The 25,544-nt window shown below is 41.4% G+C and carries 27 protein-coding genes and 2 pseudogenes; 8 read left to right on the top strand and 21 right to left on the bottom strand.

The features are described from left to right. Positions 1-54: 54 nt before the first annotated feature. The 7 genes from dcm to V8Q34_RS01605 all read right to left on the bottom strand — a co-directional run bounded on the left by dcm (position 55) and on the right by V8Q34_RS01605 (position 6,383). Positions 55-1,440: a DNA (cytosine-5-)-methyltransferase gene (gene dcm / locus V8Q34_RS01635; protein ID WP_033140453.1), complete on the bottom strand. Its 1,386-nt coding sequence runs from the start codon at positions 1,438-1,440 to the stop codon at positions 55-57. Between the two features lie 83 nt (positions 1,441-1,523). Beyond that, positions 1,524-2,951 (bottom strand): Sau3AI family type II restriction endonuclease, encoded by a 1,428-nt coding sequence (locus V8Q34_RS01630; protein WP_033140454.1) that lies wholly within the window; start codon positions 2,949-2,951, stop codon positions 1,524-1,526. A 1-nt stretch (position 2,952) separates the two neighbouring features. Next, on the bottom strand, positions 2,953-3,435 hold the full coding sequence (locus tag V8Q34_RS01625; protein WP_033140455.1) for a very short patch repair endonuclease: 483 nt from the start codon (positions 3,433-3,435) through the stop codon (positions 2,953-2,955). A 31-nt stretch (positions 3,436-3,466) separates the two neighbouring features. Next, complete coding sequence (locus V8Q34_RS01620; RefSeq protein WP_335834677.1) at positions 3,467-3,808, bottom strand: nucleotide pyrophosphohydrolase; 342 nt, start codon at positions 3,806-3,808, stop codon at positions 3,467-3,469. A gap of 21 nt (positions 3,809-3,829) precedes the next feature. Then, a complete protein-coding gene (locus V8Q34_RS01615; RefSeq protein WP_335834676.1) occupies positions 3,830-5,413 on the bottom strand; it encodes a DNA/RNA helicase domain-containing protein in 1,584 nt (527 codons plus the stop codon). Positions 5,414-5,425: 12 nt separating this feature from the next. Then, positions 5,426-5,623, bottom strand: coding sequence for a helix-turn-helix domain-containing protein (locus V8Q34_RS01610; RefSeq protein ID WP_033140458.1), 198 nt, complete (start codon positions 5,621-5,623; stop codon positions 5,426-5,428). A gap of 103 nt (positions 5,624-5,726) precedes the next feature. Then, positions 5,727-6,383, bottom strand: a complete 657-nt coding sequence (locus V8Q34_RS01605) for a TetR/AcrR family transcriptional regulator (protein WP_335834675.1) — start codon at positions 6,381-6,383, stop codon at positions 5,727-5,729. A gap of 258 nt (positions 6,384-6,641) precedes the next feature. Between V8Q34_RS01605 and V8Q34_RS01600 the strand changes: the two genes are divergently transcribed. After that, positions 6,642-7,688, top strand: coding sequence for an alpha/beta hydrolase (locus V8Q34_RS01600; protein ID WP_226441941.1), 1,047 nt, complete (start codon positions 6,642-6,644; stop codon positions 7,686-7,688). Positions 7,689-7,778: 90 nt separating this feature from the next. Here the strand turns inward: V8Q34_RS01600 and V8Q34_RS01595 are convergent, their stop codons facing one another. Genes V8Q34_RS01595 through V8Q34_RS01585 form a run of 3 tightly spaced genes read right to left on the bottom strand, consistent with a single transcriptional unit; the run spans position 7,779 to position 10,496 of the window. After that, positions 7,779-8,666 carry a nucleotidyltransferase domain-containing protein gene (locus V8Q34_RS01595; protein WP_442863163.1) on the bottom strand — a complete coding sequence of 296 codons (888 nt, stop codon included), beginning with the start codon at positions 8,664-8,666 and terminating at the stop codon, positions 7,779-7,781. Positions 8,667-8,682: 16 nt separating this feature from the next. After that, on the bottom strand, positions 8,683-9,564 hold the full coding sequence (locus tag V8Q34_RS01590) for a radical SAM protein (protein ID WP_335834673.1): 882 nt from the start codon (positions 9,562-9,564) through the stop codon (positions 8,683-8,685). Between the two features lie 32 nt (positions 9,565-9,596). After that, complete coding sequence (locus V8Q34_RS01585; protein ID WP_335834671.1) at positions 9,597-10,496, bottom strand: radical SAM protein; 900 nt, start codon at positions 10,494-10,496, stop codon at positions 9,597-9,599. 150 nt (positions 10,497-10,646) lie between these two features. Between V8Q34_RS01585 and V8Q34_RS01580 the strand changes: the two genes are divergently transcribed. Next, the gene (locus V8Q34_RS01580; protein ID WP_227243363.1) at positions 10,647-10,973 is read left to right on the top strand and encodes a winged helix-turn-helix transcriptional regulator; all 327 of its coding nucleotides are present in this window, start codon (positions 10,647-10,649) and stop codon (positions 10,971-10,973) included. Between the two features lie 12 nt (positions 10,974-10,985). On the opposite strand, the gene V8Q34_RS01575 is transcribed toward V8Q34_RS01580, so the two are convergent. The 6 genes from V8Q34_RS01575 to V8Q34_RS01550 form a co-directional block, all read right to left on the bottom strand. After that, a complete protein-coding gene (locus V8Q34_RS01575) occupies positions 10,986-12,317 on the bottom strand; it encodes a sensor histidine kinase (RefSeq protein ID WP_335834670.1) in 1,332 nt (443 codons plus the stop codon). Beyond that, the gene (locus tag V8Q34_RS01570; protein WP_335834668.1) at positions 12,293-12,967 is read right to left on the bottom strand and encodes a response regulator transcription factor; all 675 of its coding nucleotides are present in this window, start codon (positions 12,965-12,967) and stop codon (positions 12,293-12,295) included. Before V8Q34_RS01570 ends, V8Q34_RS01575 begins: the two co-directional genes overlap by 25 nt. Before the next feature lie 47 nt (positions 12,968-13,014). Next, the gene (locus tag V8Q34_RS01565) at positions 13,015-13,746 is read right to left on the bottom strand and encodes a lantibiotic immunity ABC transporter MutG family permease subunit (protein ID WP_335834667.1); all 732 of its coding nucleotides are present in this window, start codon (positions 13,744-13,746) and stop codon (positions 13,015-13,017) included. Further along, a complete protein-coding gene (locus V8Q34_RS01560; protein WP_335834666.1) occupies positions 13,743-14,504 on the bottom strand; it encodes a lantibiotic immunity ABC transporter MutE/EpiE family permease subunit in 762 nt (253 codons plus the stop codon). The genes V8Q34_RS01565 and V8Q34_RS01560 overlap by 4 nt, the downstream gene beginning before the upstream one ends. After that, positions 14,504-15,208 carry a lantibiotic protection ABC transporter ATP-binding protein gene (locus tag V8Q34_RS01555; RefSeq protein ID WP_227211135.1) on the bottom strand — a complete coding sequence of 235 codons (705 nt, stop codon included), beginning with the start codon at positions 15,206-15,208 and terminating at the stop codon, positions 14,504-14,506. Before V8Q34_RS01555 ends, V8Q34_RS01560 begins: the two co-directional genes overlap by 1 nt. A gap of 216 nt (positions 15,209-15,424) precedes the next feature. Then, entirely contained in the window at positions 15,425-15,949 is a 525-nt protein-coding gene (locus V8Q34_RS01550) for a cysteine hydrolase family protein (RefSeq protein WP_148391555.1), read from the bottom strand. A gap of 319 nt (positions 15,950-16,268) precedes the next feature. Here V8Q34_RS01550 and V8Q34_RS01545 point away from each other — a divergent pair, with 319 nt between their 5' ends. Genes V8Q34_RS01545 through V8Q34_RS01530 form a run of 4 tightly spaced genes read left to right on the top strand, consistent with a single transcriptional unit; the run spans position 16,269 to position 19,114 of the window. Then, positions 16,269-16,865 carry a TetR/AcrR family transcriptional regulator gene (locus tag V8Q34_RS01545; protein ID WP_033140467.1) on the top strand — a complete coding sequence of 199 codons (597 nt, stop codon included), beginning with the start codon at positions 16,269-16,271 and terminating at the stop codon, positions 16,863-16,865. Further along, complete coding sequence (locus tag V8Q34_RS01540) at positions 16,858-17,712, top strand: ABC transporter ATP-binding protein (RefSeq protein ID WP_335834898.1); 855 nt, start codon at positions 16,858-16,860, stop codon at positions 17,710-17,712. The genes V8Q34_RS01545 and V8Q34_RS01540 overlap by 8 nt, the downstream gene beginning before the upstream one ends. Then, entirely contained in the window at positions 17,709-18,410 is a 702-nt protein-coding gene (locus V8Q34_RS01535) for a fluoroquinolone export ABC transporter permease subunit (protein ID WP_335834664.1), read from the top strand. Before V8Q34_RS01540 ends, V8Q34_RS01535 begins: the two co-directional genes overlap by 4 nt. Beyond that, the gene (locus tag V8Q34_RS01530; protein WP_335834663.1) at positions 18,407-19,114 is read left to right on the top strand and encodes a hypothetical protein; all 708 of its coding nucleotides are present in this window, start codon (positions 18,407-18,409) and stop codon (positions 19,112-19,114) included. The genes V8Q34_RS01535 and V8Q34_RS01530 overlap by 4 nt, the downstream gene beginning before the upstream one ends. A gap of 496 nt (positions 19,115-19,610) precedes the next feature. On the opposite strand, the pseudogene V8Q34_RS01525 reads toward V8Q34_RS01530, so the two are convergent. The 3 genes and pseudogenes from V8Q34_RS01525 to V8Q34_RS01515 all read right to left on the bottom strand — a co-directional run. Further along, positions 19,611-20,024: pseudogene (locus V8Q34_RS01525) on the bottom strand (DUF3795 domain-containing protein). Between the two features lie 49 nt (positions 20,025-20,073). Further along, a complete protein-coding gene (locus V8Q34_RS01520; protein WP_081960229.1) occupies positions 20,074-21,030 on the bottom strand; it encodes an NAD-dependent epimerase/dehydratase family protein in 957 nt (318 codons plus the stop codon). 59 nt (positions 21,031-21,089) lie between these two features. Further along, a pseudogene (locus V8Q34_RS01515) lies at positions 21,090-21,302 on the bottom strand (ACT domain-containing protein); the annotation flags it as partial. Between the two features lie 419 nt (positions 21,303-21,721). On the opposite strand from V8Q34_RS01515, the gene V8Q34_RS01510 reads away from it, so the two are divergent. Both V8Q34_RS01510 and V8Q34_RS01505 read left to right on the top strand, forming a co-directional pair. Beyond that, on the top strand, positions 21,722-21,979 hold the full coding sequence (locus tag V8Q34_RS01510; RefSeq protein WP_227211102.1) for a hypothetical protein: 258 nt from the start codon (positions 21,722-21,724) through the stop codon (positions 21,977-21,979). A gap of 116 nt (positions 21,980-22,095) precedes the next feature. Continuing rightward, entirely contained in the window at positions 22,096-22,419 is a 324-nt protein-coding gene (locus V8Q34_RS01505) for a DUF4368 domain-containing protein (protein ID WP_033140471.1), read from the top strand. A gap of 158 nt (positions 22,420-22,577) precedes the next feature. On the opposite strand, the gene V8Q34_RS01500 is transcribed toward V8Q34_RS01505, so the two are convergent. Together V8Q34_RS01500 and V8Q34_RS01495 are read right to left on the bottom strand one after the other, a co-directional pair. Further along, entirely contained in the window at positions 22,578-24,068 is a 1,491-nt protein-coding gene (locus tag V8Q34_RS01500) for an AAA family ATPase (RefSeq protein WP_335834661.1), read from the bottom strand. A gap of 201 nt (positions 24,069-24,269) precedes the next feature. Further along, a complete protein-coding gene (locus V8Q34_RS01495; RefSeq protein WP_033140473.1) occupies positions 24,270-25,529 on the bottom strand; it encodes an MFS transporter in 1,260 nt (419 codons plus the stop codon). Between the last annotated feature and the right edge of the window lie 15 nt (positions 25,530-25,544).

Here is a 25,544-nt window from a genome sequence, read left to right as displayed (position 1 = left end):
TCACTTTCTCATATTACTTAGTTTTCAACCCATAAAAATCCTCTGCTTAAGTTGTTACTCCTGGTCGAAAATAGCATCAAGGGTTCTTTCCATATCCTCAATCAAATTTACTACCAATGCATTCCCCATCATAAAACGTCTTTTCTTAACTGGCATTTCTACAACTTCTTCATTGACCAAACAAAATTTTGTATGATCTGTTGGAAATCCTTGTATACGTTCTGTCTCCGTAGCTGTTAACAATCGGATTCTTCCTGTCTGTTTATCTTTTACAATATGCGTTGTCCTACTAAAACTCCCTTCTGATGTCAGCATGGTACGGGCAGGTTTATCATAACTATCCAACATCGCAATGGCTCCCTCAGAAAAAATATACTCATGACCATTCGATGATTTTCTAGATAGTTTTTTCCCCCCTTTCAAATACTGCCATGTTTGACGGTCTTCTTTAGGTAGCTTTCCCTTTGTTTCGTCACTTCTCGTAACCAATGGATCCGTATAATAAAGCTTTTCTTCTGAGATAAAATAGGATTCATCTACATCTCCTGTTTCCATAATATCTCCTAACGTTATCTGTGTACCATCAAATTTTGGAGTTGTCTTAACACTATATACAACTCCATCTTTCATAATCCCTGTATTTTCAAATCCAAAACTAAAATGCTCAGATAACTCTCCTATCCCATCCGGGAGTTTCGTTATCAAAATTTTTTTATTATCGACATCGTTGACAGGAAATGTTTCAGCAAAGAATCCATCCTTCAGCAAAAGTTTACCCATGCTTATTCTCTGTGCTTCTAAACTATCACTATACTTATATCCAACTTTTTCTTGAATGGTAGTACAGTATTTCATATCATCCCTATAGGCAAAAATAAAGGTACGTCTTCTACGCTGTTGATATCCATAATCTGCCGCATTGATCACACGCCATTCGACCGTATATCCCTGATCTCTAAGGCAAGCCAAAATAATCCCAAAGTCTCTTCCCCTCTGTTTCGCTGGGGATTTTAATAATCTATCAACATTTTCAAGTAATATAAATGGCGGCTGCTTTGCTTCTATAGTGTCTCGTATGGACCACCATAAGATACCTTTTTTTCCTTCTAGACCCTTTGATGTAGCCAATGATGAAGCCACCGAATAATCTTGGCAAGGAAATCCACCAACCAGAAGATTAAAATCAGGAATAGAAGACTTATCAACCTCTTCTATATCGACATTTGTAGTATCATTTCCATTAATATCGTATCTATTGCCAAATCGATATACATAACAATCATGTGCATACTGTGTCTTCTTCTCTGCTGGCTCCCACTGATTAAACCAGACAGTATCCCATTTTTCTTTTTTATTTACATCCTCCAATGTTTTTATATGGTTTAACCCACAACGGAATCCACCTACCCCTGCAAATAATTCACAAACAGTTTTTTTCATTCAAAACACCTCAATCTATTATTTTACATGTAACTATTCCGATTAATTGTATGATAAATATGGGACTTTGTAAAGATCTTTTTCTATTTTTCCAAAAATCTTTTTTCTAATTGACTCAATATGTACGAATTATTTAGCCAAAAGCATTGTTTTGGAAACTCTCTACCGTCTGGTAATTCATAGGTATCTTTAGCATTTCTTGCGTGTGGTCTGACATGACATACTGGATTATCAGATGCTTTAGGAAAATTATTATAATGTTTCCCATTTCTGACTTTTATCTCCAATCCGTCCAGCACTACTTGCTTTGTAGCTTCCCATACTGATTTGACATCACCTTCCAAATCCTTGTATGGAATATTCCAAAATTGACATCCCTTCAACCTTAATTCATTTTCTCCATTATATTTATAGACAACGAACAAAAAACGAGTCTCGCGAAGATAGTTTCCAAAAGTAGATTCATCCCATTCCTCTTCTACTAATTCTTTAAATTTAAACGTAGGAAATGACATATTTTCTCTGATTTTATTATTCTTTTCTATCCTAATCGTCTTTACAACAATATTAGCTTTTTCAAATTCTTCTGCATGATTTCCTTTAATTCCCAGGATTCTATACGCTAGCATTGCTTCCAAATTTTTTGTTTTTTTCTGGAAATCAACCTGAAATTCCTCACATAAGTCTCTGACGGTATACCCACAATATTTATTTATCTTCTCTACGACATAATCCTCAAAAGAGGCTTCCGCCATTCCTTTGATAATTGGTTCATAAGTAATCTTGCCTGGAATGACGTAATTATTCAATACATAGGTCATATAAGAATTCTTAAATGCAAATGCCCTAGGTTTTGCTAACTCGCTACTAAAAGGTTGTTTTCGTCTATCTCTTGAGCTAGACGCCTTTGGAGCTGCACCTAAATAAAGCGTATCACTCTCAGACAATTCATGTGCCTTTCCAGCCTTTATCTTTTCTTTTATGACATAAAAATCATGCTCAATTATCTTGATATCCTGTTCTGCCGGTGAAAACAATTTCACATAACCAATTTTATAATCCAATCTATTTTCAATCTCTTTTCGATACAAATAATAAATCAATAAAATCAATCTTGCCTTTTGCCACATATGGCTTTCTACAAAGGTCTCGTTAACAACTGAATAGTAATCAATCATAGTAAGAATAAGCCTCTCCTTTGCAGATATAGTTCCATTTTTATTCACCTTATATGGTGTTACTTTTAATTCTACCCCTGCTTTGTCAAAATCTGGTTTAGCATCATTATTTGCCTGATAGTGAAAATATCTTTCTTCTATTAATTCACCAAGTCCACCTTTTCTCTTTTTATTTTCATGTTTTGCTTCGTAGTTATTAATTTCTCGAACCACCATGGCTTTTGTGATATCATCGTCTTCACATACCTCTGCAAATGTTTTTCCAACCAATTTTTTTCCATATTCTTCAATTGATATGGGATCCGTCTCATCATACTCTAATATAAAATCCATTTTAAATCTCCTCATCGAAATCTATCTTCTCCATTTGTTGATCAAAGATCACTTCCTCTATCACTTGAACACATTCCTCTGGTTTTTCTAGTATATCTTTCCCCCAAAAATGAATAACCGACCATCCCAGATACAGTAATGCTTGATCTTTTTCAATATCCCTTTCCATATTACGCTGGATTTTTTTCACCCAGTAATCCGGATTTCTTCCTTTTTCCAAGCGGGGCCGTAGAACTTCCCAATCTTTCCCGTGGAAAAACTCACTGTCACAAAAAATTGCAATACGATACTTAGTTAAAACTATATCTGGTCTTCCCGGTAAATTTTTATAGTTCTTTCTATATCGGTATCCCTTTTTCCACAATGCCTTTCTTAATTTTGTTTCAATCGCTGTATCCTTGCCACGAATATGGCTCATGGTTTTATGACTTTTTTCTGTCACTTCTCCATAAAATCTAGGTTCAGTAGGTTTTTTGGTTCCCACTAAAAATCAACTCCTATTATAAAGTACAATATCATTTATCTTTTAATTCCGTATACTTTTCCTTACTTCCAAACGCCTTTTCCACCGGATATTTCTCATTATTCAATTTCACTTTTTCACGAACAATCTCATCCAAATCCAATCCGCAGGCATCTGCCATGAGGATGCAGTAATTCACTACATCAGCAAGTTCTTCTCTGATCTTATCAATCCTATCTGTGCACACCACATCTTCGGCACTCCACTGGAACACCTCCAATAGTTCAGCAGCTTCCAGACTGATTGAAATTGCCAGATCCTTAGGGTTATGGAATTGTTTCCAATCTCTGTCATCTCGGAATTTTAACACTTCGTTTATCGTATCCTGAGTCATTTTGCCATACCTCTTTTCAAATTATACTGTATCAACATATTGTGAAATATATTTTCGTAATTCCTGATCACATACATATAAATAAGAGCCTCGGATTCCTCTGGTCATAAGGACATAATATATGTGCTGTATGTATTCCTTAAGCTCCTCATATTCTACAGTCTTTTTACCATTTTGATCATAATAGTTTTGTGGCCGGATTATAATACTTTTGCTAACCGGATCATAGCCGATCTCTTCGCCAAGAATGATAAAGGCATAATTCAGATCATAACCTTGTGTTGAGTGAATACATCCCACCTCGTTAATCGCTTCGCTTGAATGAACCCATCCCTCTGTACAATGATTCCATTGTTTCTTTATACCCTGAATTTCAATATCATAAACTGTTTTGTCATTCTTGCTGATCCATTCCCAGGCATATCCGGCTGCCATTCTTACAAGCTGTACTTCTTCTTCCTTTTGGTACATCAGTTGATTAAATGCCTTAAAATCCGTCATCAGTTTAAATTCATACTTATCAAATGTTTTCTTTTCTCTGACATTGCCTGATAAAATATTTTTTACATATGCAATATAATCATTGCCGCCATTTACCCGCATCTGTGTCAACAAATTATAGTAGGATATCATACGCTTCGTCTGTTCGATTTCCATCTTCTTATGAAATCTTCTCACATCGATTCCGGATGGGCCGACTACCTGCATTTCATCATAAAAAAGTACCGGGCATTTACATTGATGTAAGATCCAATCTAATTCATCACTTTCAATTGTCAATCCGATTTTTTCACAGTTTTTCTTAAAAGCGCCCATATATGAAATATTTTTATACTGATGCAGTCGGTGCGCTTCATCTACAAGCAAAATATCATAAAACTGTTTAGTCACATCTGATGGCGATAATACATCTGATGATCTAAGACCGTAAATGCTCTTGAAAATACCTTTCAGTGTCTTTCTGAGAGATGTCTGCGGAACAACAAAGCCAATCTTTTTATCCTTAAACTCTTCACTGTCCCGTAAATACTTGAGTAAAAAGATAGCAACGATCGTCTTTCCGCTTCCCGGCCAGCCGTTTACTACAATTGTCTGCTTCCCATCTTGCTTTAAGGAACCGATTATCTCTTCTACAGCGGTTCTTTGATCATCGTTCAGTTCCTTATATGGTGAATATTTAAATAAATCAGAATTCTCCAGTTCTTCCAGAGAATGCTTTACTATTTTTTCACGCTGTAATCTTCTCCAAAGGACCTGAAACTTTTCATCATACTCTTTTTTGCTATAATATTCTTTTTCAGCCATTCCGGCATTTTTGTTGCGAACCTCGTAAAGCTCATCTGCCGCAATATACTGAATGAGTTTTGACTCATAATCTAATGTAACCGACTGATTAAATTTTGAAGAATAAATAAAATGCACCTTATCAAAAATCTTCTTATCTAAAGAATTATGATGCTGAGACATACGGTTTTTTACATGATTAGATTCTCCAATATAAGCTTGCTTTCCATTATCCAGTATATAGAGCATCGGCCAATTTGACAGATAACTTTCCTCTCCGTATATCTGGTTTTTAAAGTCGCCTTCCGTAATTTTAAACATACTCATCTTCCTTCAAATAATGTCCATAATATCATCTAATTTACAATCCAGGGTCTTGCATATCTTGATCAATACGCCCACACGAACATCTTCATCTTTCCCAAGTTTCGCCATTGCATTGGTACTGATTCCTGCAGCTTTGATCAAATCTGTTTTCAGCATTTTACGTTCTTCAAGGATTTTCCATAATTTATTGTAACTTACAGGCATTGATCTACCCCCATTTTTGTATAATCCATAAGTCATTATTCGTATTTTAACATCTTGCACAGATAAACACAATCAAAGAATTGTAAATTGCAATTTTCAATTATCATGCTTTTCCTATATCCGTCTGCTCCTGAAAATCCTGGTTTGACACCTGCAGATCAAAAGTATAACGAAGAATTTCCTCTGCAAACAAATCCATATATTTTCTCTTTTGCTGTACATTTCCGATACATGAAATATCATTCGCTATTCTGTCTGTAATGATATATATCATCCTGGCTCTGATATAGAAATCTTCCCGCACTTCCGGATAACGCCTCTTCAAAAACATTTCCACCATGGCAATGAAATCTTCCTCTGCCCTGGATATAATCTCCTGTACCCTTGTGTTCTCTTTCGCGATAATAACAGAATCTTCAAAAAACCTATTGGTACCATCAAAACGTTCCAGCAACGAATTTAAATCCTTCAGCAGAAATTCCTTACAAGCAGCTCTGTCTTCAAATGTTGCCAGTTGGTCCAGCAATTCCTTCATCGCCTTACATGAGTTGCTGCAGTAATCCTCTAATAAAGCGCAGTAAATATCACCTTTATCCCGATAATAATTATAGAAATTACCAATAGAAATACCGGCAAAACGGACAATTTCTTTCGTATTGGTATTGTAATACCCCTTTTCCGCAAAAAGCGCATAAGCAGAATCCAAAAGTTTTTTCCTGCTCTCAATAGCCCGCTGCTGTTTCTTACGCTCTGTGCCCATTTTCTTCCCTCCCGTCGAAAATATAGAATATCATTAGTATACCAGTAAGAAAGAAAAAAGTGAACCAAAATTCAGAATATATTGACATCTGCTTACAAACAAGATATAATTAAACTGAACTATAGTTCAGTATTTTAGAATAAACAATATTTATTTCATAAAAAACAGCAAATAGGAGGGCGAAAAATGGGAATATGGATTATGATCATATGCATTGTCATAGCAGTCTGGGCTATATTTCCGCCCGGTCTGGGAAAAATGCCGTTATTCTATGATAATAACGGTAAGATTCTCCCTGACAGCATATCAGAAAAAACTTATATTGATGTAGACGGAGCAAAAATCGGACTGCTCATAACCGGAAAAAGCAGGTCAAATCCCGTTTTACTCTTTCTCGGAGGTGGCCCCGGTATACCGGAATATCTTCTGGAATACCAAAATCCCTCAAAACTAGCTGATATATTTACTGTGTGTTACCTGGAATATCGTGGTACATCCATTTCTTATAATTCTCATATCAATGTTGATTCCCTGACAACCGAATGCTATCTGTCTGACGCTGCCGCTGTAACCAAATATCTAAGAAACAGGTTTTCTCAAGAGAAGATCTATCTCATGGGCCACTCCTTTGGCACCTGCATCGGGATTCAGGCAGCATTTAGACATCCTGAATTTTATCATGCTTATATTGCCATGTCCCAAATAGTTAATCAATCGGAATCTGAGATTACTGCATATCAATTTATGCTTGAACAATACCGTCAGATGAACCATGGCAGAATGGTAAAAGCCTTTGAAAAATATCAAATCGCATTCTCTGAAATGGCATATAAAGAGTATTGCCTGTCACCACTGCGAGATCATGCCATGCACAATCTTGGTGTGGGGACCATGCACACTATGAAATCTGTTATCACAGGCATTTTCTTACCCAGCCTTCGGTGCAAAGTTTATACGCCTCTTGAAAGACTCAATATCTGGCGCGGAAAGAAGTTTACAGCAGCTTCTCCGGTTGGATCTGACCGTATGGAGTTTAATGCCTATGCTGAAGTTCCCTATCTTGAAATTCCCATTTATTTCTTTGGCGGCATATACGATTATACCTGTTGTTACTCTTTACAGAAAAACTATTACGAAACAATGAAAGCCCCGCTAAAGGCTTTTTATACATTTAAGAACTCTGCCCACAGTCCTCTGTGGGAGGAACCTGTGCGCTCTATGCAAATCATAAAACGCGATATAAGAAAGGGCCAAAAGGAACTGTCCGACTCAGGCACATGCCATTTTCACATATCCCCGTCATAAACGCAGAAATGACATGGAACGTTTGATATCCCATGTCATTTCTCCAAAAAATTTTAATCAGATTACTTTTGCAATACCTTTTTTCATTTATCAATAAGCCCGAATCTGCTGATTAAGCAAATCTTCCGCCTCACAGCACAATTGCTCTATCATCTCAATATGTTCCATCATATTTTCTTCATTCAGCATCAGAGCCTGATTTGCTCGCTCACTGTAATTATATGGAGAAACCGGAAAATTTTTGATACGCTTCAGAGCTTTCTTTTCATTCAAACAATAAATCTCATTCAACGCGAAGATCACCTGATTCAGAGCAGAAACGGAACGAAACATATGACCAATCCCGTAATATATATCCTCTTTATTCATATAATTCTTTGCCAGTGTACACGAGAATTTTGCTTCAAACATAAAAAAGGACAGGAGTGCTGACTTCAATTTTTCCGGATAACATTCCGCTCTTTCTTTCAATCGTTTTAATTTTTCATTTCCATACAATACCTTTGATGATGCCAGTTCCCCGCGGTACATCACATTAAAATACGCATGCGGATGTCCTGTCTGATAATGCATGGATATATCCCCTGCATCTGTCTGTTCAACACACGCCTCTACACGTTTTATATCACGCAGAATCAGATCCACATCATATCCCTGTACGGTCAGCCACCCTCCGCAGTTAACCCAGTTTCCCCACTCTCCTTCGCTGCAGATAAGGTTTTCCCGCCTTTCATCATCCAACTTCTTAGCGATCAGATTGAGCTGTCTAAAATCGATCAAATGACTGTCATAATATATCCCCACATCAATATCCGAACTTTCTGTCGCCATACCCGTCGCCCTTGAACCGCCCAAAACAATCCCTTCCACAAAAGGCAGTCCGCTTAATTCGGAAACAACTTCCCGCAAAACATTTTCTACCATATCTTCTCCTGCTCCTGCATAAATACCGTTTATCTGCTGTCCATATTTTATCACAGATACGCTTTCTTTCCTATCCCAATGACTTTAAATTCTTTCTATACCTCTGCATTTCCTCTTCCCCCACAGTATCAAGAACATACTGCAGTTCCCCAATCACCTGTTCTCTGTCCCTGGGCAGATAAGCAGCAGTCGGATAAAAATTTGATACACTATTGGCGAACAAATGCACTCTGATCTGCAGATTCCGAATAAAGATCTGCAGTTCTTCCACGCGTTCCTTTTCACCGGCAGGCACAAATTCTCCCCTCTCGGCCATTTCATATAACTCGGTTCCCTCAAAGAGCGTCAGGGAATCTACAGAAATGAAGCGGGGATTTACCTTGCTGAAAACTTTTGCGCTGTTTACCGCATTTCGATGGCCATTTCCTTTACCGGCCAGTCCGGTCATGTAAACAAAATAGTATTCTATTCCGGCTTCATCTAATTTGCGGCACTGGTCAATAATATCTTTTGCCGTATACCCCTTATTGGCTAACCGCAGTGTATCATTATCACCTGATTCTGTTCCGATACTAAGACCATTGATTCCCAGCCTTCTCAGTGCCCTTAACTGTTTCACTTTCTTATCCTTTATGTCCCTTATATTTGCAAACATGGCCATCGTCTGACATTCTTTTAAATACTCATGCACCAGCAGCGCTCTTGTCTTCAGATTGTCAAAACTCATAACAAACGGATTGGCACCTGTCCAGAAAATTCTCCTGGCAGTGGGCTGATAAGAACTCAATTCTTTTAAATCTTCCTCCCACTCACGCAAAGGTGCCATACGAAAACATTCTTCTTTATAAAGACTGCAGAACCGGCATTTGTGATATGTACAGCCGGAAGCTGCCTGTATAATAAATGAATCGGCTTCATACGGCGGCCGCCATGTTCTGCCTGTAAAATGCATAAAATCACTTCCTTAGATTACTTTTATTGCGGTCATAAATGGCGGAGATTTTTTCGGTAATCCCTTAATTCTTCTTCCTTCACATTTTGTATGATTTCCTCGAGAACAGACAATACCCTTTTCCTGTCCCGCGGCAGATACCCCTGAATTGGGATTGCATTTGACGCCCCGCCCGCAGCAAACCATACAGGAATATTTAAATGCTCCACAAGCGTTCTCAGTTCCTTATATTTTTCAATTTCTGTTTCTTCCTGCCAATTCCCGTTTTGAATCTCCTGATAAAGCTCTGCGTTTTTATAAATCGTAAGCATGTTCGCCCCTATGACCTTTGGCTGTAACTGATTGCATATAGCTACAGTATCATATGCTCCTTTTTCTCCTTTTCCTGCACCCGAAATACCGGTGAGATAAAAGAAATTGTAGCTGATACCCGCCTTATCCAAACGCCTGCACTGTGTGAGAATATCCTGCGCTTCATAACCTTTATTCATGAACCTCAGCGCCTCATTATCCCCTGTTTCAATACCTATGGTCAGCCCATCATAACCTGCTCTCTGTAATTCCGCCAGCTCCCCGTCTGTTTTCAAAGTAATATCCGTAATTTTTGAAAAACAGCCAATACTTTTATTGTCCGGAAAATATTTGCAGATAAGAGCCGCCGTTTCCAATAACCGGGCCGCACTTAAGACAAACGGATTGGCCCCCACAAGGAAAACACGTGCTGCCCTATTATAATTCCATAAGCGAAATTGCTCCTTTGCTTCTTTTAGATCGGCTTCCACAACCTCCGGCGGCGTCATTCTGAATTTGAAGGGTAAATCGTCATATAACGTGCAGAATTTACATTTGTGATGTGTACACCCGGCTGTGACCTCTATAAGTAATGAAGATGCCTCATATGGCGGCCTCCATACTGTTCCTGTATAATGCATCTCTTGTCTCCTTTCCTATATTCTACATAGATTATATCATTGTACACGAGGATTAAAAGTACTGTACTTTTTTGTAGTACCCTGTCTAAATACTGTACGTTGATTTTTACATATCCATCTTATATAATACAGAAAAGGAGCAGAACAAATATGAAAAAAACAGAACAATCCATACAGAAATGCCTAACCATATCAACCGTTCAAAAAATACTGAGCGGCAAATGGAAAATCGAAATCCTTTATTATATCGGCCTGCAGAATGTCCGCAGATTTGGTGCGTTACGTCGTCATATAGGTGAAATAACAGAATCGTCACTGACCAAACAGCTCAGGGAATTAGAGGCTGACGGCTTTATTAACAGGTACGATTTTAAAGAGGTTCCTCCCCACGTAGAGTATACGCTGACGGACTTAGGCGAAAGTTTCATGTCGGTTCTGGAAGTGATAAAACAATGGGGTGATCTGCATTTAAAATAATTTCCTGCCGGCTTATCTGAAGCTGAATATAACCATCCCGCCTGTCTTGCAGTTGCGCAGTTCCAACTGTGCTGCATGCGTTTTTGCCACTTCTGCCGCAAACCAAAGTCCAAGGCCATTGTGTCCATCCGCCCCGCGTGCCGCATCTCCGCGCCATAAGCGCTCGGTTGCATGACGCAGCGCAGCCTTGCTGAACCCCTCTCCCTCATCACGCACAACAATCTGCCATCCGTTGTCCGTCATACTGCCTTCCAAATATACATTCTTTCCAGCCGGTGTATGTTCTATGGCATTTTGTACCACATTGCCAAGGGCACGCAGCAAATGCTCTTTCTGAATCTCCGCACCACCCTCCAGGCCGTTTTGGGCTTGCAGGCGGACTCCCTTTGTTTCCGCAATCCCTGTTGTATTCCGGCAGAGTTCCTCGAACACAGCAGGCAGGCTGGTATATGCAAATGTCTCTTCCGTGCCGGCTGCGGTTTCCAGCAGGCTGGCCACATACTGTTTTGCCCGTTCATTGCCGGACAGGATCTTTTCCACCATTTTGCGGCCGTTCTCAGAAAGCTCTTCCTCCAGCAGAAGTTCTGCATTGCCTCCCACAAGAGTGAGCGGGGTTTTCAGATCATGGGCCAGCGCTGCGATCTCTGCCTCCCGTTCCTGCTGTGCCGCCCACTGGGAGGACAGGGAACTGTACAGTGCCTCCCGCATATGCTCCATAGCATCAAGCGCCTGGTCATACTCACGGATTCCGGCATGTGGAATCACAAAATCCAGTTCCTGGGCTCCTACCTTCTCACTCACCTCACTGAACAGCTTTAACCTGGCAGCCAGGCGCCGGCGAAGCCACAGGGTATTACCCAGTACGCAGAACGCCACTGCCGCAAAAAATGTAGCAATCCACAGGTATTCAAAGGGCGGCAGCCGGTTACGCAGCACAGGGTCAGCAAACTCTGCTCTGTAATACCAGTGAAAAATCACCGTACTCCCATCCGCATAGGTATACCGCAAAGTATCGGCCTCTTGAGATTCCTCCTGCAGAAGATCTTTTAAAGCTTTCAGCTTTTTTCCTTTTACATTACATTCCAGCACTTCACCGTTTTTTCCAAATAAAGCGTACTCTGCCAGAAAATCTTCACCGGGAGAATGAAAGGTCTCCGGCTTACCGGCAAGCATTTTTTCCACCTGCTGGCTGGGAACGATTCCCCGATAAACAATACCCGTATTTTGAAACCGCGACAAACCGGAAAACCATATCATACTGCACAACAGTGTGCAGCCAAGCATGACTATGGCAAAACGTAAAAGCACAAAGGAAAGGCTTACAGAACGCTGTCTTTTTGCCATTTATACCCCACCCCCCAAACAGTTTCAATCGGACTAAGGCCGGCCGTTTTCAGCTTGGCACGGATATTTTTGATATGCTCTGCAACAGCCGACGCATCCCCCTCCGCATCAAAACCGAAAACTGCTTCATATAATTGTTCTTTGGTAAATACCTGTCCGGCATGCAGTGCCAGATGCTCACAGATGGCATATTCACTCTTGGTAAAAGGCAGTACGTGCTCACCTGCCATGGCTGCTTTCGCCTGCATATCAAAACGCACACCGCCTCGTCTCAGGGTGTGGGTTGGCTGGCGCAGTTCCCGTCTCAGATGGGCATTTACCCGCGCACACAGCTCTGCTATGCGGAAAGGCTTTTTAATATAATCATCCGCGCCAAGTCCAAAGCCCTGTATCAGGGCAGCGTCTTCGGCTCTTGCTGTCAGAAACAGTATGGGGCAGTCCACCTCTGCCCGGATACGGCTGCAAAGGGAAAAGCCATCCTCCCCGGGCATCATTACATCGAGCAGCAAAAGGTCGTACATCCGGCATCTGGCAGGCTGTACAGCAGCGGCATCTGTCTCCGTGTCAACCTGATGTCCATCCCTTTCCAGGGCAGCACGCACCAGATCCAGCATATCGGGGTCATCATCGACCACTAACAATTTCGGCATAATTACTCTCCTCATATAATAAGTTTCATTCATTTTTCCTCATTACTTTACTCCTGAGTCACTTTCCCTTCCCATCTGTCAAACCAGAGGGTGGTTAGAACCAGAATCGCTAAAGTTATAATGATAGGCAAAACCACCTCGAAAAAAACGGGTATGCCTGATACATTCATACATTCTTTTAAAAATCGAACTCCCCATTCCCACGGAATAGCGGTCCAGATTTTATCACCCATGGGATTCTCAAAGATACCTGCTAAAATGGTTCCGGATACTCCCAATAAAACAGAAACGCTGGACCCAAACCGAAAAGCAGCTGCCATGTGCAGCAGGTATAAAAACAGATTGCAGAATAAAAATATACAAAAAACCGCAAGATAAAAATCAAAATGTATTATGCTGCTATTTAAAAACCAATTGACTCCAATATAAAAACACACCTCATATAGTATCACATTTACAGCCGAAAGGAACAGCAGAAAGAACAATTTCCCCAGATACACACATTTTCGGGACTCCACCAGTCCCAGCGCATTTTGAATCCCGTTTATATTCCTGTCTAAATGAATGAAAATCGACACAGCCATGCTTGCAAAAATGGGATACCCTATCTGCAGCAAAAGGAAGAACGAACGCACATCGGGAATGATGCGGTATCCGGCAGAACCGTAGTAAAGCAAAAATAAGGCTGTGATCGCAATGGGTGTCAGCAAATGCAGCAACAGCATTGGAGTCCGTTTGATTTTTGTAAAATTGGAAAGGAACTCCCTTGTGACCGTCATTTCCGATACACCTGCCTTTCATACCAGCGGGAATAGAAAGCCGTAAGAGCGAAGGCAGCAAACAGGCTCAGCAGCACCAGCAATAAACTTTCTCCCCTATTTAAAATCAATCTTGATCCCGGTTCAGCCAACAATCCGTTTGTCAATACGCCAAAGACCGTAACCATAAATCTGGCCGGCCAACTGTATGGAAAAATCCAAAACAAAGGTGTCAGGTAGAGAAACAGCCCGCTTGCTGCACTGGCAAACAGATTGATGATCATCGAAGCGACAAATCCCGTTTTTTGTTCCAAAAATAAACAGAACGGAATCTGCCATAAGAGAGAAACCCATAATAGGCAGTAGCCCAGGATATGATACCCTGCAAGACGAACCGCGTTTACAAAACCGGACAAAATGCATTCGCAGATAATCGTGACAATCGCCAGCACCAATGATATGACCAAAAGATTCCCTGCGATCAAGATTGTTTTAGACACAAATATCTTCTTCAGGTCAATGGGCAGGCTGTATAAAGTACGGTATTGGTGCTTCTTTTCCTTATTGTTTACCAAATGGCACATAAACACAACGGACAATGCCGCAATCGGCATGGACCAATTGCAGACCATGACACTTGAAAAACCTCCCAACCCCATACCGATATACATAAATACCATGGAGGTCAAAATCAGGACCACCGGAATCACGATCGCAAGTTTCTGAAACAGGGAACGTTTATATTTCATGTTTTCTGCTTTTAAATAAATTTGTAACATCAGGACGCACGCTCCTTTCTGATAATATCCATAAATAACTGTTCCAGATCCTCATTCGCGTCAATCTTATCCTCATACAGAAGGGAGCCATTGTATATGATCCCTATGTCATCAGCAACCTGCTGTACTTCGCTTAAAATATGGCTGGATACAATGACAGATATCCCCGACTCCGCGAATGTCCGGATCATCTTTCTCAGTTCCTCAATGCCAAAAGGATCAAGCCCGTTAGTTGGCTCATCCAGGATCAGTAGCTGAGGATCATTCAGAAGTGCCAGGGCTATCCCTAATCTCTGTTTCATTCCCAGTGAAAACTCCGATGTCTTCTTATTCTCAGCATCTGCCAAATCCATTTTCTGCAGTACCTCATAACATCTGTTTTTCCCGATTCCCATCAGGGCAGCCCGCACTTTTAAATTCTCAAATGCCGTTAGATTCTCATACAGCGGAGGGGATTCGATCAGGGAACCGATAACCGATAAATCCTTCCGTTTCCAGGGGTGACCGCAGAATTGTATTTCACCCGAAGTCGGTCTTATAATCCCTGTGATCATCTTCAGCAGGGTGGATTTGCCGGCACCATTAGGCCCTAATAAGCCGTAGACTGTATTTCTCCTCACAGACAGTGACAAATCTTTTACTGCATATGTCTTTTTGAACTTTTTAGAAACATTTTGGGTTTTTATGATATACTCGGATGTCATACGCTCCTCCCTTTGACATTTATCCGCCGATTTTTCTATACTCTGTTTCATATAATTTGCCTCCTTTTTCTTTACTGATGTTATGATAGCAGGCAATTTTAAGGATTTTATAAGGAAACGGGCATTTACTCACATTTTTTTACAGAAAAAAGGCATATGCCTCTTTGACATATACCTGTTCACTTTCTATTTCTAACCATTATCAGGGCCTGCATTTTATCGGCACATTCTTTCCATGGTTTCCTGCACCGTAATGCAGCTTGCGTATCTTTTGTTCCAAATAAAATCATTGTAATATTTATACGTCTCTTCTGCAGACATATAGGCATTGTCAAACGTAGAATTGGACTCTTTTGGTACGATAATTTCAAATCCGTGTTCAAAACCGCATTTGACAGCAGCGTCTATGCAATATTCCGTCTGCAGCCCCACCACAATCATTTGCCCAACCTGCTTTTCGTTTAGATATTCCAGAAGACCGGTCTCTTTAAAAGGGCTGTTTACGGTTTTGTCAAAAATCTTCTCATTCTTACACGGCTTAAATTCTTCATATATTTCAAAACCCTCCGTTCCCCTTGTCAATGCCCGGCCGGCCCCATCGTCATGGCGGACATATATGATTTCCGTATGCGTCTCTCTTGCCGTTTTTATCAGTTTTTTTACATTAGATACAAATATATCATAGTGATATAAATCCGTGTTTGTAATAAGCTTCTGCGTATCAATCACCAGTAATACCATGTGCATCATCCCCCTAAAATATAAATCAGCTTATCCCTGCGTTTTTTATACAAATTCCATATCTATCAGCCATATCTTATCACAGACATATAGGAAAGTCATTTCTTTTCTGCCGATTCAGGCGTAATTCTACACCCCTGGGTTACTGTCCCTTGTCCGGCAACAGGCTTCACAATGTACAGACATTGGACACTCGATTCCATGTCGTACTGGCTGCCTCGGGATTTTCCAACTCTTCCATTGACAAAGCCAAATAAAAGGAATATAATCTATATGACTAAAACATATTATTTAGTCATATAGATCGGAGGATAAATCTATGCCAAAGTTCAGTGACGCGGAAAAAGAAATCATAAAGCAGAAATTGATGCAGGAAGGAGAACGGCTGTTTACTTCATATGGAATAAAAAAGGTGACCATTGACGAGATCGTACAGGCTGCCGGTATTGCCAAAGGTTCCTTTTACTCTTTTTATTCCAATAAAGAACACCTTTACATGGACATTGCCGGAAATCTGCAGTTTAAAATGTGGCGGGAAATGGATGCGTTCTTAAATGAAAACCGTTCTTTACCGCCAAGGGAGCTCTGCAAACAGTGTTTTCTTTGGATGTTCAAAGAATTACAGCGGTATCCCATGCTAAAACAAGCCAACAGTGAAACGGCTGATTATTTATACCGCAAACTGCCCCCTGAAGTGATCGAAGCACATACAAAGGATGACGGACATGAACTTATCAAGCTTCAGGAATATGGTGTTCAGTTCAAATGCGGCATTGAGATAGCGACAAAAACACTGCAGACACTTGCCATCAGTTTCCTGAATCTGCAGCAGGAAAACGCTGCTGATCAACAGACGATCATGGAACTTATTCTGGACGGTGTGTTAAAGGAGATGATAAGTGATGAAGGTGATTGATGTTCAAAATGTCTTTCTAAAATATCCATCTGCCAAATCAGATACCATTCGCGGAATCAGTTTTGCTGTTCAGCAAGGCGAGATATTTGGCTTTCTCGGTCCGTCCGGCGCAGGAAAAAGTACCATGCAGAAAATCTTAACGGGGACTCTTAGAAATTATCGCGGAAATGTTCGTGTTTTTGATACAGAGATGAAGAACAGAACAAGTGATTATTATGAAAATATCGGTGTGGATTTTGAGTTCCCCAATTTTTACAGTAAATTCACTGCTGCCGAAAATTTAAAATATTTCGCGTCCCTCTATTCCCGCAAGTCCCTGGACCCGATGGAGCTTTTAGAAAAGGTGGGTCTTCGCCATGATGCGGATAAAAAGGTAGCGGATTATTCTAAAGGCATGAAAATGCGGCTTGGTTTTGTGCGCTCCCTGCTTCATGAGCCGAAACTCCTTTTCCTGGATGAGCCTACCAGCGGTCTTGACCCGGCAAACGCCAGAATAATGAAAGACATGATCTTAGAGCAGAAAAAAATAGGAAAAACCATCATTCTCACCACCCATAACATGCACGATGCAGAGGAGCTGTGTGACCGTGTCGCCTTTATCGTTGACGGAACCATTAAAGCAATTGACTCTCCCCATGCTCTGCGGAAAAGCGGTGCCGATACCGAAGTGGAATACAGTTTTTCGGAAAACGAAAAAGAGATAAGAAATATCTGTACGCTCTCCGGTCTTGCCCATTCGCAGGATTTCCAGTCGGCGCTGAAAAAAGGCAGCCTGACAAGTATTCATTCAAAAGAACAAACACTTGAGGATATATTTATTGCGTTGACCGGAAGGGGGCTGCAATGAGACTCTTAAATGCCTTAAAAAACGATATTCGTTTTCAGATAAAATATGGTTTTTATTTTCTATATGCCTTTTTCAGCGCCGTGTACATAGCTGTGCTTTTGATCACCCCCCGGGAATATAAAAGTATAACCGCATCCCTCATCATTTTAACAGACCCCGCAATGCTCGGCCTTTTCTTTATGGGCGGGATCTGGCTGCTTGAAAAAGGGGAAGGCCTGCATGGTTTCTGGAGTGTTTCCCCTCTTCGGCCTGTGGAATATGTGTGGTCCAAATCCGTATCTCTGGCAGTTCTGTCAACGGTATCGGCTGACCTGATCGTTCTGTCTGCCATGAGAACCGGGGTGAATCTTGTGCTCTTATCCTTCAGTGTGTTCCTTGGCGCAGTTGTCTTTAATCTCATGGGATTGATGGCGGCATCCTTTGCCCGTTCAGTCAATCATTATATGATCATCGTGTTGCTTCCTGCTGTTCTGCTGTCAATGCCGCCGGTCCTCACAGCGTTTGGAATCACGCATCCGCTCTTAGAGATTTTTCCGGGAACGGCACTGTGGCATTTGATCAACCTTTCTGTCCACGGCTCCCGGAGTATCCATGGTCGGATGTGGATGAATCTTCTTATCTGGCTTGGCATCGCATTGTTTTTGGCTGACAAACGGATTGGAGCTGCTTTGGAATCAGAAGGAGGCGGAGGCACATGAAACATACAGGAAAACTTTTTAAAATCGGATTAAGACAGATAGCAAAAGACGGCATGCTGCTCGTTCTGATTCCGGCACCGTTTTTAGCCGGAATATTTTTTAAGTTTGCTATTCCATATATCAATACCATACTGATTAAAAAATTCGCCTTTTCCATCACGCCCTGGTATGGTCTGGTGGACGGTATGCTGATTTGTCTGACACCTATGTTTGTCGCAATGATATCTGCATTTTTGCTTTTAGAAGAGAGAGATGAGGGGTTAAGTGCCTTTTATCAGATTACGCCTGCAGAGGGCTGTTCCTATTTATTTGCACGTATCGGACTTCCCATGATATGGGCGTTTTTTATTACCATGGCAGTTGCTGCAGTGTTCAAACTTTCATCCCTTTCTGTTAAAGTCCTTCTGTCGAGTTCGGTTATCAGCAGTTTTACCGGTATCTTTTTAGCCATGATGGTGGTCTCCATTGCCGGAAACCGCGTTGAAGGTCTTGCGCTTTCAAAACTGATGGGGATTAGCTTTGCAGGGCTTATTTTAATATGGTTCATACCTGCTCCGTATCATTTCATAATGGCATTTCTTCCGTCTTTCTGGATTGGAAAATTGCTGCTGGACGGGGCAAGTCTCTTTTCCTTTGTGTTTGGTCTGCTGACCTGCTTTTTGTGGATTGTCTTTTTTACGAGGAGGTTTTTAAAAAGAGTTTAGGTAAAGAATTGACGAGTAAAACAAAATTAACATCTGACGGATTTGTGTCAGCTCTCTTTTTTTAAAAAAGCGCCTGCACTTTAGGATAAAGCTGATAAGGAAGTACCACACAAAACCAACTTAACGGCTGACAAACAGAGTTGCAACGAGGAACGGGCAAGGAGTCAACAGCTTCTTGCCCGTTCTTTCTGTCTTTATATGCTTGTGCTAAAAGGGCGAATGTTACGCAATAGAACGTCGTTTTCGGGGGTGGGAGTATAAAAACCCTTACCGCCTCATTTCTGCGCCAGCAAAGCCGCATAAAGCAAGGCTTTTTTGCGTCTACTTCGTAACATAAACCCATGATATTTTGAGGGCGAAAGCACTTGTTGCTTTCGCCCTCTTGATTACCTGTAAAGCAGGGACAGGCAGTATTGCCAACGACGGCGACAGCCGTTTATTTTATCGTTGACAATGCTGAATGGCTCTGCTATCTCTCCGACAAATCGGAAATCTGCTATTTCATTTTTTCTTGGCACTCGCTACATTCTCTATCGTGGATTGATATAATTCCCCCACATTTTGAACAGGTATATTTCTCTTTCTGCTGTTCCATAAATGCTTCTAATCCCTTTTGTTGTACATATTCACTGTTCTCCATAAGGCTTGCCTGATACCTTTGGTTATAGCTTTTTTCGAGATTTTTTATCAGTTTGCATGGATAATCAGAACATTCAAAGCAATAGGTCAATCTTTTATCCTTAATACATTCTTTTAACTTGCATTTACGACAATGTTCTGGTTTTCCTTGGTCGCTTTTCAAACATCCAGCACATGGTTTTTTATGAAATCAATGCTTATAACATACCTTACAGTTCATACCGCAAGGGGCAAACATTATCGTATCAATTTTTTCTGTTGACATTTTCATAAAGTCTTGCCCCTTTCCTTGTTCCAATTGCATCTCGCCAAATCGGAATTTAATCGACTTTTATAAGTCCTCTGTCAATGTAGCTCTTGACTGCCAAATCAATTGTTTCAATACAAGTGTATTTAGGCTGATACTCCAAAAGAGTTCTCGCCTTTTCAATGCTGAACACACCGCTTCTTACAATGTGATAGTATGTGTGGTCGCACTCTTCTGGACTACCCTCATACTGACACCACTCTGACCACGGAAGAAACTTGATTTTCGCTTCATGCCCAAAGTATTCATATAGATGCTTTGCAAAGCCATAAAGCGTGATATGAGTTGCTGCATCTGCATCGAAGGATTCTCCAAGTGCTTGATTTCTGTGCGTTATTGCTTTATAGAATACTTGAGCAACATCGTAACCATGTACATGATGAAGGATTTCTTGCCCGAAATTGGGGAGTGCAATTTCCTTACCGTCTGCAATGTCCTGAAACACCTTCATTGAGGTATTTCCCCATGGATTGATAATTGCCCAGCCAGGTCCCGATATTTGTCCTGGCATGATAACTGTTGACGGGAAACCATTCTGCCGATATTGTTCTTTTAGGTACATCTCACTGGCAAACTTATCTTTCCCATAATCATCCAATGGTTCCTTTCGCAAATCATCAGGGTCAAAAGGTATCGTCTCAGCCATTCCATGCGCCCAGCAAGACGAACAATATAGATAGTGAGACAGCTTTGTATTCTTAAATCCTTCGACTATTTTTCTTGTCTCCTTAATGTTAAAGTTCACCAAGTCAACAATGATGTCTGGTTCCATTGACTTCAGATTCTGAATAAAATCAACATCATTTTCTCTATCCATCTGTTCACGCTTAACCGTATGCCACGCAGGTGCATCCTCATATGGTGGTGTCATTTTTCGTGTGATGGCAACCGTATCGTACCCAGCATTCACCAGCATTGGAATCAAATAAGTTCCAATATGCCCTGATGCTCCTATAACTATAACTTTCATAAAGAAACCTCCTTGCTAAATTCATATTTTTTCATCCCGACAACTCGGAATTTGCATCATTACACAATGGTATCGCCTGCATCTCCAAGTGCCTTCAATGATTTATCATAGTTTTCTTCTTTAACGAGAATATAATCCGTATTAAAAGTAGAAACAGCAAAAATACCAATCTTATTATCTGCCAATACAGCTGAAATTTTTGACAATATACCTATGAGAGAAAAATCAAGAACACCTTGTATTCTCATCATTTTCCATCCATCATCGTACTTCCGCAAATTCCCGTTTGTCGCTCTGTTTATGATATATTTTACCATACCTCTATGAACATTTCCACCACAACCGCCCTGTTCGCCTACTCATCTTGAGCAGGCGAATATTTTTTTGCTTTTTTCGCCTCAAGCTTTGGCAAAAACGCAAAGTGTGGTGTTGTAGGTAGTAAGGAAAGAAATAATCTTTCTCAAATCTTTGGCAAAGCAGATGTTCAATCGTGGTAGAGAGAAAGAGAAAAATATTTCTCAATATCCTCAAAAACTTTGGCATTTTTCATTTTACGGTGGAGAGGGTATTGAAGGGGTTGGGGAATATCCCAACAAGCAAAATGCGGAGCATTTTTCGGAAAAGGGTACCCTTTTCCTATGCTTGCTGCGATACTTCTCACCCTTACCAAACTACAAAGGACGGGAAAGAAATGGAACGGAATATGAAAGATAAGAACAGCGATTTATTACCAAAACGGGGCAATCCGCTGAATAAAACGGTTACACACAAAATTGGCGGTACGTTCTATGAAATATCTACGGTTTGCGGCGGCGATGAACTGCTCTATGACAAAATGGAACGGCTCATAAAATCGGAAACCGTCACATCGCCTACTGACAGGGAAAAGAAAGTCCGATATAATAACGGTAGCAACCTGGTTGTCGGGCGTTCATTACAGGAGGAATGAACACATGACAACGACAAATTATCCCGACAATATTACAGCTTTATATGCCCATTTAAGCCAAGAGGACGCTTTGGACGGAGAGAGTAACTCCATAGCCAATCACTCACGAACGGTTTTTGAAACTATCCTTCGAGTATGAGGCGGAGCAGAAAGAACTGACAGAGTTTGTAAAGTCCGAGCAAGCGGCGGTCAACAGCTACGAACAGGACAAAGCCGACTTTGACAACTTCGCCGCCGTTATACGCAAGTATGTGGGAATACGAGAATTGACGCTCACCATCGTCAACGAGTTTGTGAAGAAAATCATCGTCCATGCTCCCGATAAATCCAGTGGGCACCGCCGCCAAAAGGTGGAGATTGTTTGGAACTTCATCGGGGAACTGAAACAGGACGAGGATAAACAGACGATTGAACGGCAGAGAAAAGGCAAGACGGCATAGCCTAAGCTATGCCGTCTTGCAACATGATTAAATTACTTCCTTACGGGTGTTCACTATTCCAGCAAGCGCTTTTAAAGCGTATTAATTCATAACAGATATCACCGGCATAAGATATGAAATACATGGTACCTTTCTGTTCGCTCTTAAGCAAAACTTTATTATGCCAGCAGATGTCTCACCATCTCCCCATCAAAAACTACTTTTGCCACACGGTCCACTTCTATCTGATACAGCGCATTGGCCGCCATGTGCTCTGCCGCCTGTTCCAGATCACGGATACCTGTCGTATCTGCATATTTTTCTATGACTGCGTCAACAGCCTCTGCAGTCACAACGCATTCCTTTTCCTGCAGGCCCATACGTTTCAGGACTTTTGGCAGGGCAAATTTTGAAAATATGATTTTCTTTTCCTCCGCTGTGTAATCCGGAATATCAATGACAGCAAACCTTGACATGAGCGGTGCGCTGATCTGCTCCTTATCATTGGCTGTAGCTATGGGATACACGCCGACTGTTGGAACCATACACTCAATATAGTTATCTGTAAAGCCCAGATTGTCGAGAAGGGTCAGAAGCACATCCGCCGGATTTCCATTCCCCTTTCCGGAAGACGCTTTATCCAGCTCGTTGATAATGAAGACAAGGTTGGATTCTCCCGCCATAGAAAATGCCTCCATAATGATTCCCGGTTTTGCATTTGCATAGATACGGGAGCTTCCGGTGAGCTGTTCCGGGTCGTTAATGGAACTCATATCCAAGGTGGTCCACGGCAGTTTTAAAATGCGGGCAACCGCATAGGCGATCTGGGATTTTCCCGTGCCCGCAGGGCCCACCAGCAGAATGCCGTATGCAGGGAGGGTATGTGTGCGGTTGATCTGTATGATCGTTTCCATGATCCGCTGCTTCACCCTTTCCATGCCGTAGAGCTCTTCATCCAGAATTCTGCGCGCTTCCTGAGGGTCAATGGCTTCAAAATAATTGTTTTTCCATTGAATATTCATCATAATGGAAAGTGCACGCTGCGCATGTCTGCGCTCCTCCTGGGAGACTTCATGGGAGCGTGCGACAGCAAGGTTTCTTCTGGCCCAGAGGCGTATATTATCAGGCAGAGTCTTACCCGCACAGGTCATAAAGTCCGTTATGCTCTGCAGGCTGGTGAGCTTCATGCTGTCACCGGTCTCCTCCTGGTCCTCGTCCTCAATCTCCTCTGCAGGTGCACTGCCTGCCAGTAATCTTTCAATCATGAACTGAAGAAATCCATCCTCTGCGGAGAGCTTTGTCCCTCCTCCGAAAGCAATTTCCCGAATCTTGTAGACTGCATACCCGTCTTCCATGTTCTTGCCGGACAAGCGCACATTAATGCGGTTCTCACCCAGCCAGTGAAGGAGGCTTACAAAGCGGGCGTCTACTTTGAGAATATCTGCCGGTACCGTACCGTCCTCCTCTTTGAACTCAAATACCGTCTGCTTATCCTGATCTGCAAAGACACCACAGGAATGATGTTTCCATTCCCGTTTATGATTGTCCAGAAGCAGGATGGGCTTTTGGGGTGAAGCAGCGTTCTCATTGGAACGAAATACCGTGTATGTACAATGGAACTCATTACTCTTTTTGTCGTCTGAACTGTTGCTGAAATCAAATACTGGCATATTGGCACACTCCTTTTATTTTAAAACTAAAACACGTATATGGCGCGATATGTGGCAGAGACGGCTCTGCCCGTATGTAGTATATCTATTTTTCCATCTATTTACAAGCTCCTTTATACTGAGTCAACAAAAAAAGAGCGCCATTTTCTCTTTCCAAATGACGCTCTGTGTTCCAATCCTGACTCCTCAACAATATTTTATTCAGTTTTCCTCAAATAACCGTGCCTTCTTACTCCTTCTGTAAAGTACAGCCGCACTTGTTCCTCCGACAGCCAGCAGAATGATTGTATATATAAACATAAACACATATCCTCTGTTTCCATAGTGATCCAGCCAGAACCCAAACAGGGAATGCTGGAACAAATCCGGTGAGTAAGCAAGAGCCGCGTATAAACCCATTGCCGTACCGCTGGCCTGTCTGGCAACATTTGTTTCCGGAGGCAGTGCCAGACAAATATTGGTAAATAAGGTACACACGATTCCGGTAATAAGAGACACTGCCACCAGAACCCCCAACGGAACTTTTGCAGAAAAAAGAAGAATACATATAAGAAATACAATCAGCGCGGAAGTTCCGAATATTACCATTCTGGAGACATATTTCGTCTTCGTTGCAATCTTGCCCAGAATGGGGCTGAACAACCTTCCTCCGTATAGATTCAGCACTCCCAGCACTCCGGAAAATGTCACCGCAACGCCAAACACATCGTTAAAATACGGTACAAAATAAGACGTGGTAGCCATGGTTGAAAACATACAGAACCCGCATATGATCATCATCCAAAGCCCCGGCTCCTTCATAACCAATGCCAGCTGGGAGAAAGTAAACTTCTCATTCTCATCTCCCTCCGTATTCACATCCTCTACCTTCCTGAATATGAAAATACATCCCAGGGCGGATACAAATGTAAATCCCGCATAAACCCACACAACTGTTGAAAATGCAGGGACCTGTCCCACAGATTTTTCTGCGAGATTATATACATATAAAGAAGTAAAGTTGATTACCATATAGCCGATTGACTGTGCAAAAGAAAACATGCCAACCGATTCACCAACCAGATGCTCCGGCACTATCATACGGGGCAGTTTGAAAATAGATGGGTTAAACACAAAAAATGTAGTAACACCAAACAATCCCCATATAATATACATATTAATGACTGACGGTGCCAATGCCAGCCATACACTGAGAGCCGTGGTTCCAAGCAGTGATACAATAATACATTTTTTATAATCCAGTTTATCTGTGACAAAGCCTCCTATGAGGTTAAATATCACATTTCCAAATCCATACACTGACATGATCAGTCCAAGCTGTGTGTTTGTAGCACCGGTTGCCTTCATCATGGGATCGTAAAAAATCCCTTTGATATAGGGCAGCGAATAAGACGCCGCATAGCAGATGCCTGCAATCATCAATGCCCCAGTTACCCATCCCCCAAGACCTTTTTTCTTCATACATAAACCTCCCTT

Origin of the sequence: Blautia sp. JLR.GB0024 (assembly GCF_037000545.1) — a bacterium.
Taxonomy (GTDB): domain Bacteria; phylum Bacillota; class Clostridia; order Lachnospirales; family Lachnospiraceae; genus Blautia; species Blautia celeris.
This window is presented reverse-complemented; position numbering and strand designations above follow the sequence as displayed.

Coding starts and splice junctions, on each gene's coding strand:
- V8Q34_RS01605 (WP_335834675.1), bottom strand. CDS start 6,383: ATGGGCACAGAGCGTAAGAAACAGCAGCGGGCTATTGAGAGCAGGAAA.
- V8Q34_RS01550 (WP_148391555.1), bottom strand. CDS start 15,949: ATGGTATTACTGGTGATTGATACGCAGAAGCTTATTACAAACACGGAT.
- V8Q34_RS01610 (WP_033140458.1), bottom strand. CDS start 5,623: ATGCCTGTAAGTTACAATAAATTATGGAAAATCCTTGAAGAACGTAAA.
- V8Q34_RS01500 (WP_335834661.1), bottom strand. CDS start 24,068: ATGCCAGTATTTGATTTCAGCAACAGTTCAGACGACAAAAAGAGTAAT.
- V8Q34_RS01570 (WP_335834668.1), bottom strand. CDS start 12,967: ATGCCGAAATTGTTAGTGGTCGATGATGACCCCGATATGCTGGATCTG.
- V8Q34_RS01590 (WP_335834673.1), bottom strand. CDS start 9,564: ATGCATTTTACAGGCAGAACATGGCGGCCGCCGTATGAAGCCGATTCA.
- V8Q34_RS01565 (WP_335834667.1), bottom strand. CDS start 13,746: ATGACGGTCACAAGGGAGTTCCTTTCCAATTTTACAAAAATCAAACGG.
- V8Q34_RS01520 (WP_081960229.1), bottom strand. CDS start 21,030: ATGAAAGTTATAGTTATAGGAGCATCAGGGCATATTGGAACTTATTTG.
- dcm (WP_033140453.1), bottom strand. CDS start 1,440: ATGAAAAAAACTGTTTGTGAATTATTTGCAGGGGTAGGTGGATTCCGT.
- V8Q34_RS01615 (WP_335834676.1), bottom strand. CDS start 5,413: ATGTTTAAAATTACGGAAGGCGACTTTAAAAACCAGATATACGGAGAG.
- V8Q34_RS01620 (WP_335834677.1), bottom strand. CDS start 3,808: ATGACTCAGGATACGATAAACGAAGTGTTAAAATTCCGAGATGACAGA.
- V8Q34_RS01555 (WP_227211135.1), bottom strand. CDS start 15,208: ATGACATCCGAGTATATCATAAAAACCCAAAATGTTTCTAAAAAGTTC.
- V8Q34_RS01585 (WP_335834671.1), bottom strand. CDS start 10,496: ATGCATTATACAGGAACAGTATGGAGGCCGCCATATGAGGCATCTTCA.
- V8Q34_RS01545 (WP_033140467.1), top strand. CDS start 16,269: ATGCCAAAGTTCAGTGACGCGGAAAAAGAAATCATAAAGCAGAAATTG.
- V8Q34_RS01630 (WP_033140454.1), bottom strand. CDS start 2,951: ATGGATTTTATATTAGAGTATGATGAGACGGATCCCATATCAATTGAA.
- V8Q34_RS01535 (WP_335834664.1), top strand. CDS start 17,709: ATGAGACTCTTAAATGCCTTAAAAAACGATATTCGTTTTCAGATAAAA.
- V8Q34_RS01560 (WP_335834666.1), bottom strand. CDS start 14,504: ATGTTACAAATTTATTTAAAAGCAGAAAACATGAAATATAAACGTTCC.
- V8Q34_RS01600 (WP_226441941.1), top strand. CDS start 6,642: ATGCCGTTATTCTATGATAATAACGGTAAGATTCTCCCTGACAGCATA.
- V8Q34_RS01530 (WP_335834663.1), top strand. CDS start 18,407: ATGAAACATACAGGAAAACTTTTTAAAATCGGATTAAGACAGATAGCA.
- V8Q34_RS01510 (WP_227211102.1), top strand. CDS start 21,722: ATGGAACGGAATATGAAAGATAAGAACAGCGATTTATTACCAAAACGG.
- V8Q34_RS01495 (WP_033140473.1), bottom strand. CDS start 25,529: ATGAAGAAAAAAGGTCTTGGGGGATGGGTAACTGGGGCATTGATGATT.
- V8Q34_RS01575 (WP_335834670.1), bottom strand. CDS start 12,317: ATGGCAAAAAGACAGCGTTCTGTAAGCCTTTCCTTTGTGCTTTTACGT.
- V8Q34_RS01580 (WP_227243363.1), top strand. CDS start 10,647: ATGAAAAAAACAGAACAATCCATACAGAAATGCCTAACCATATCAACC.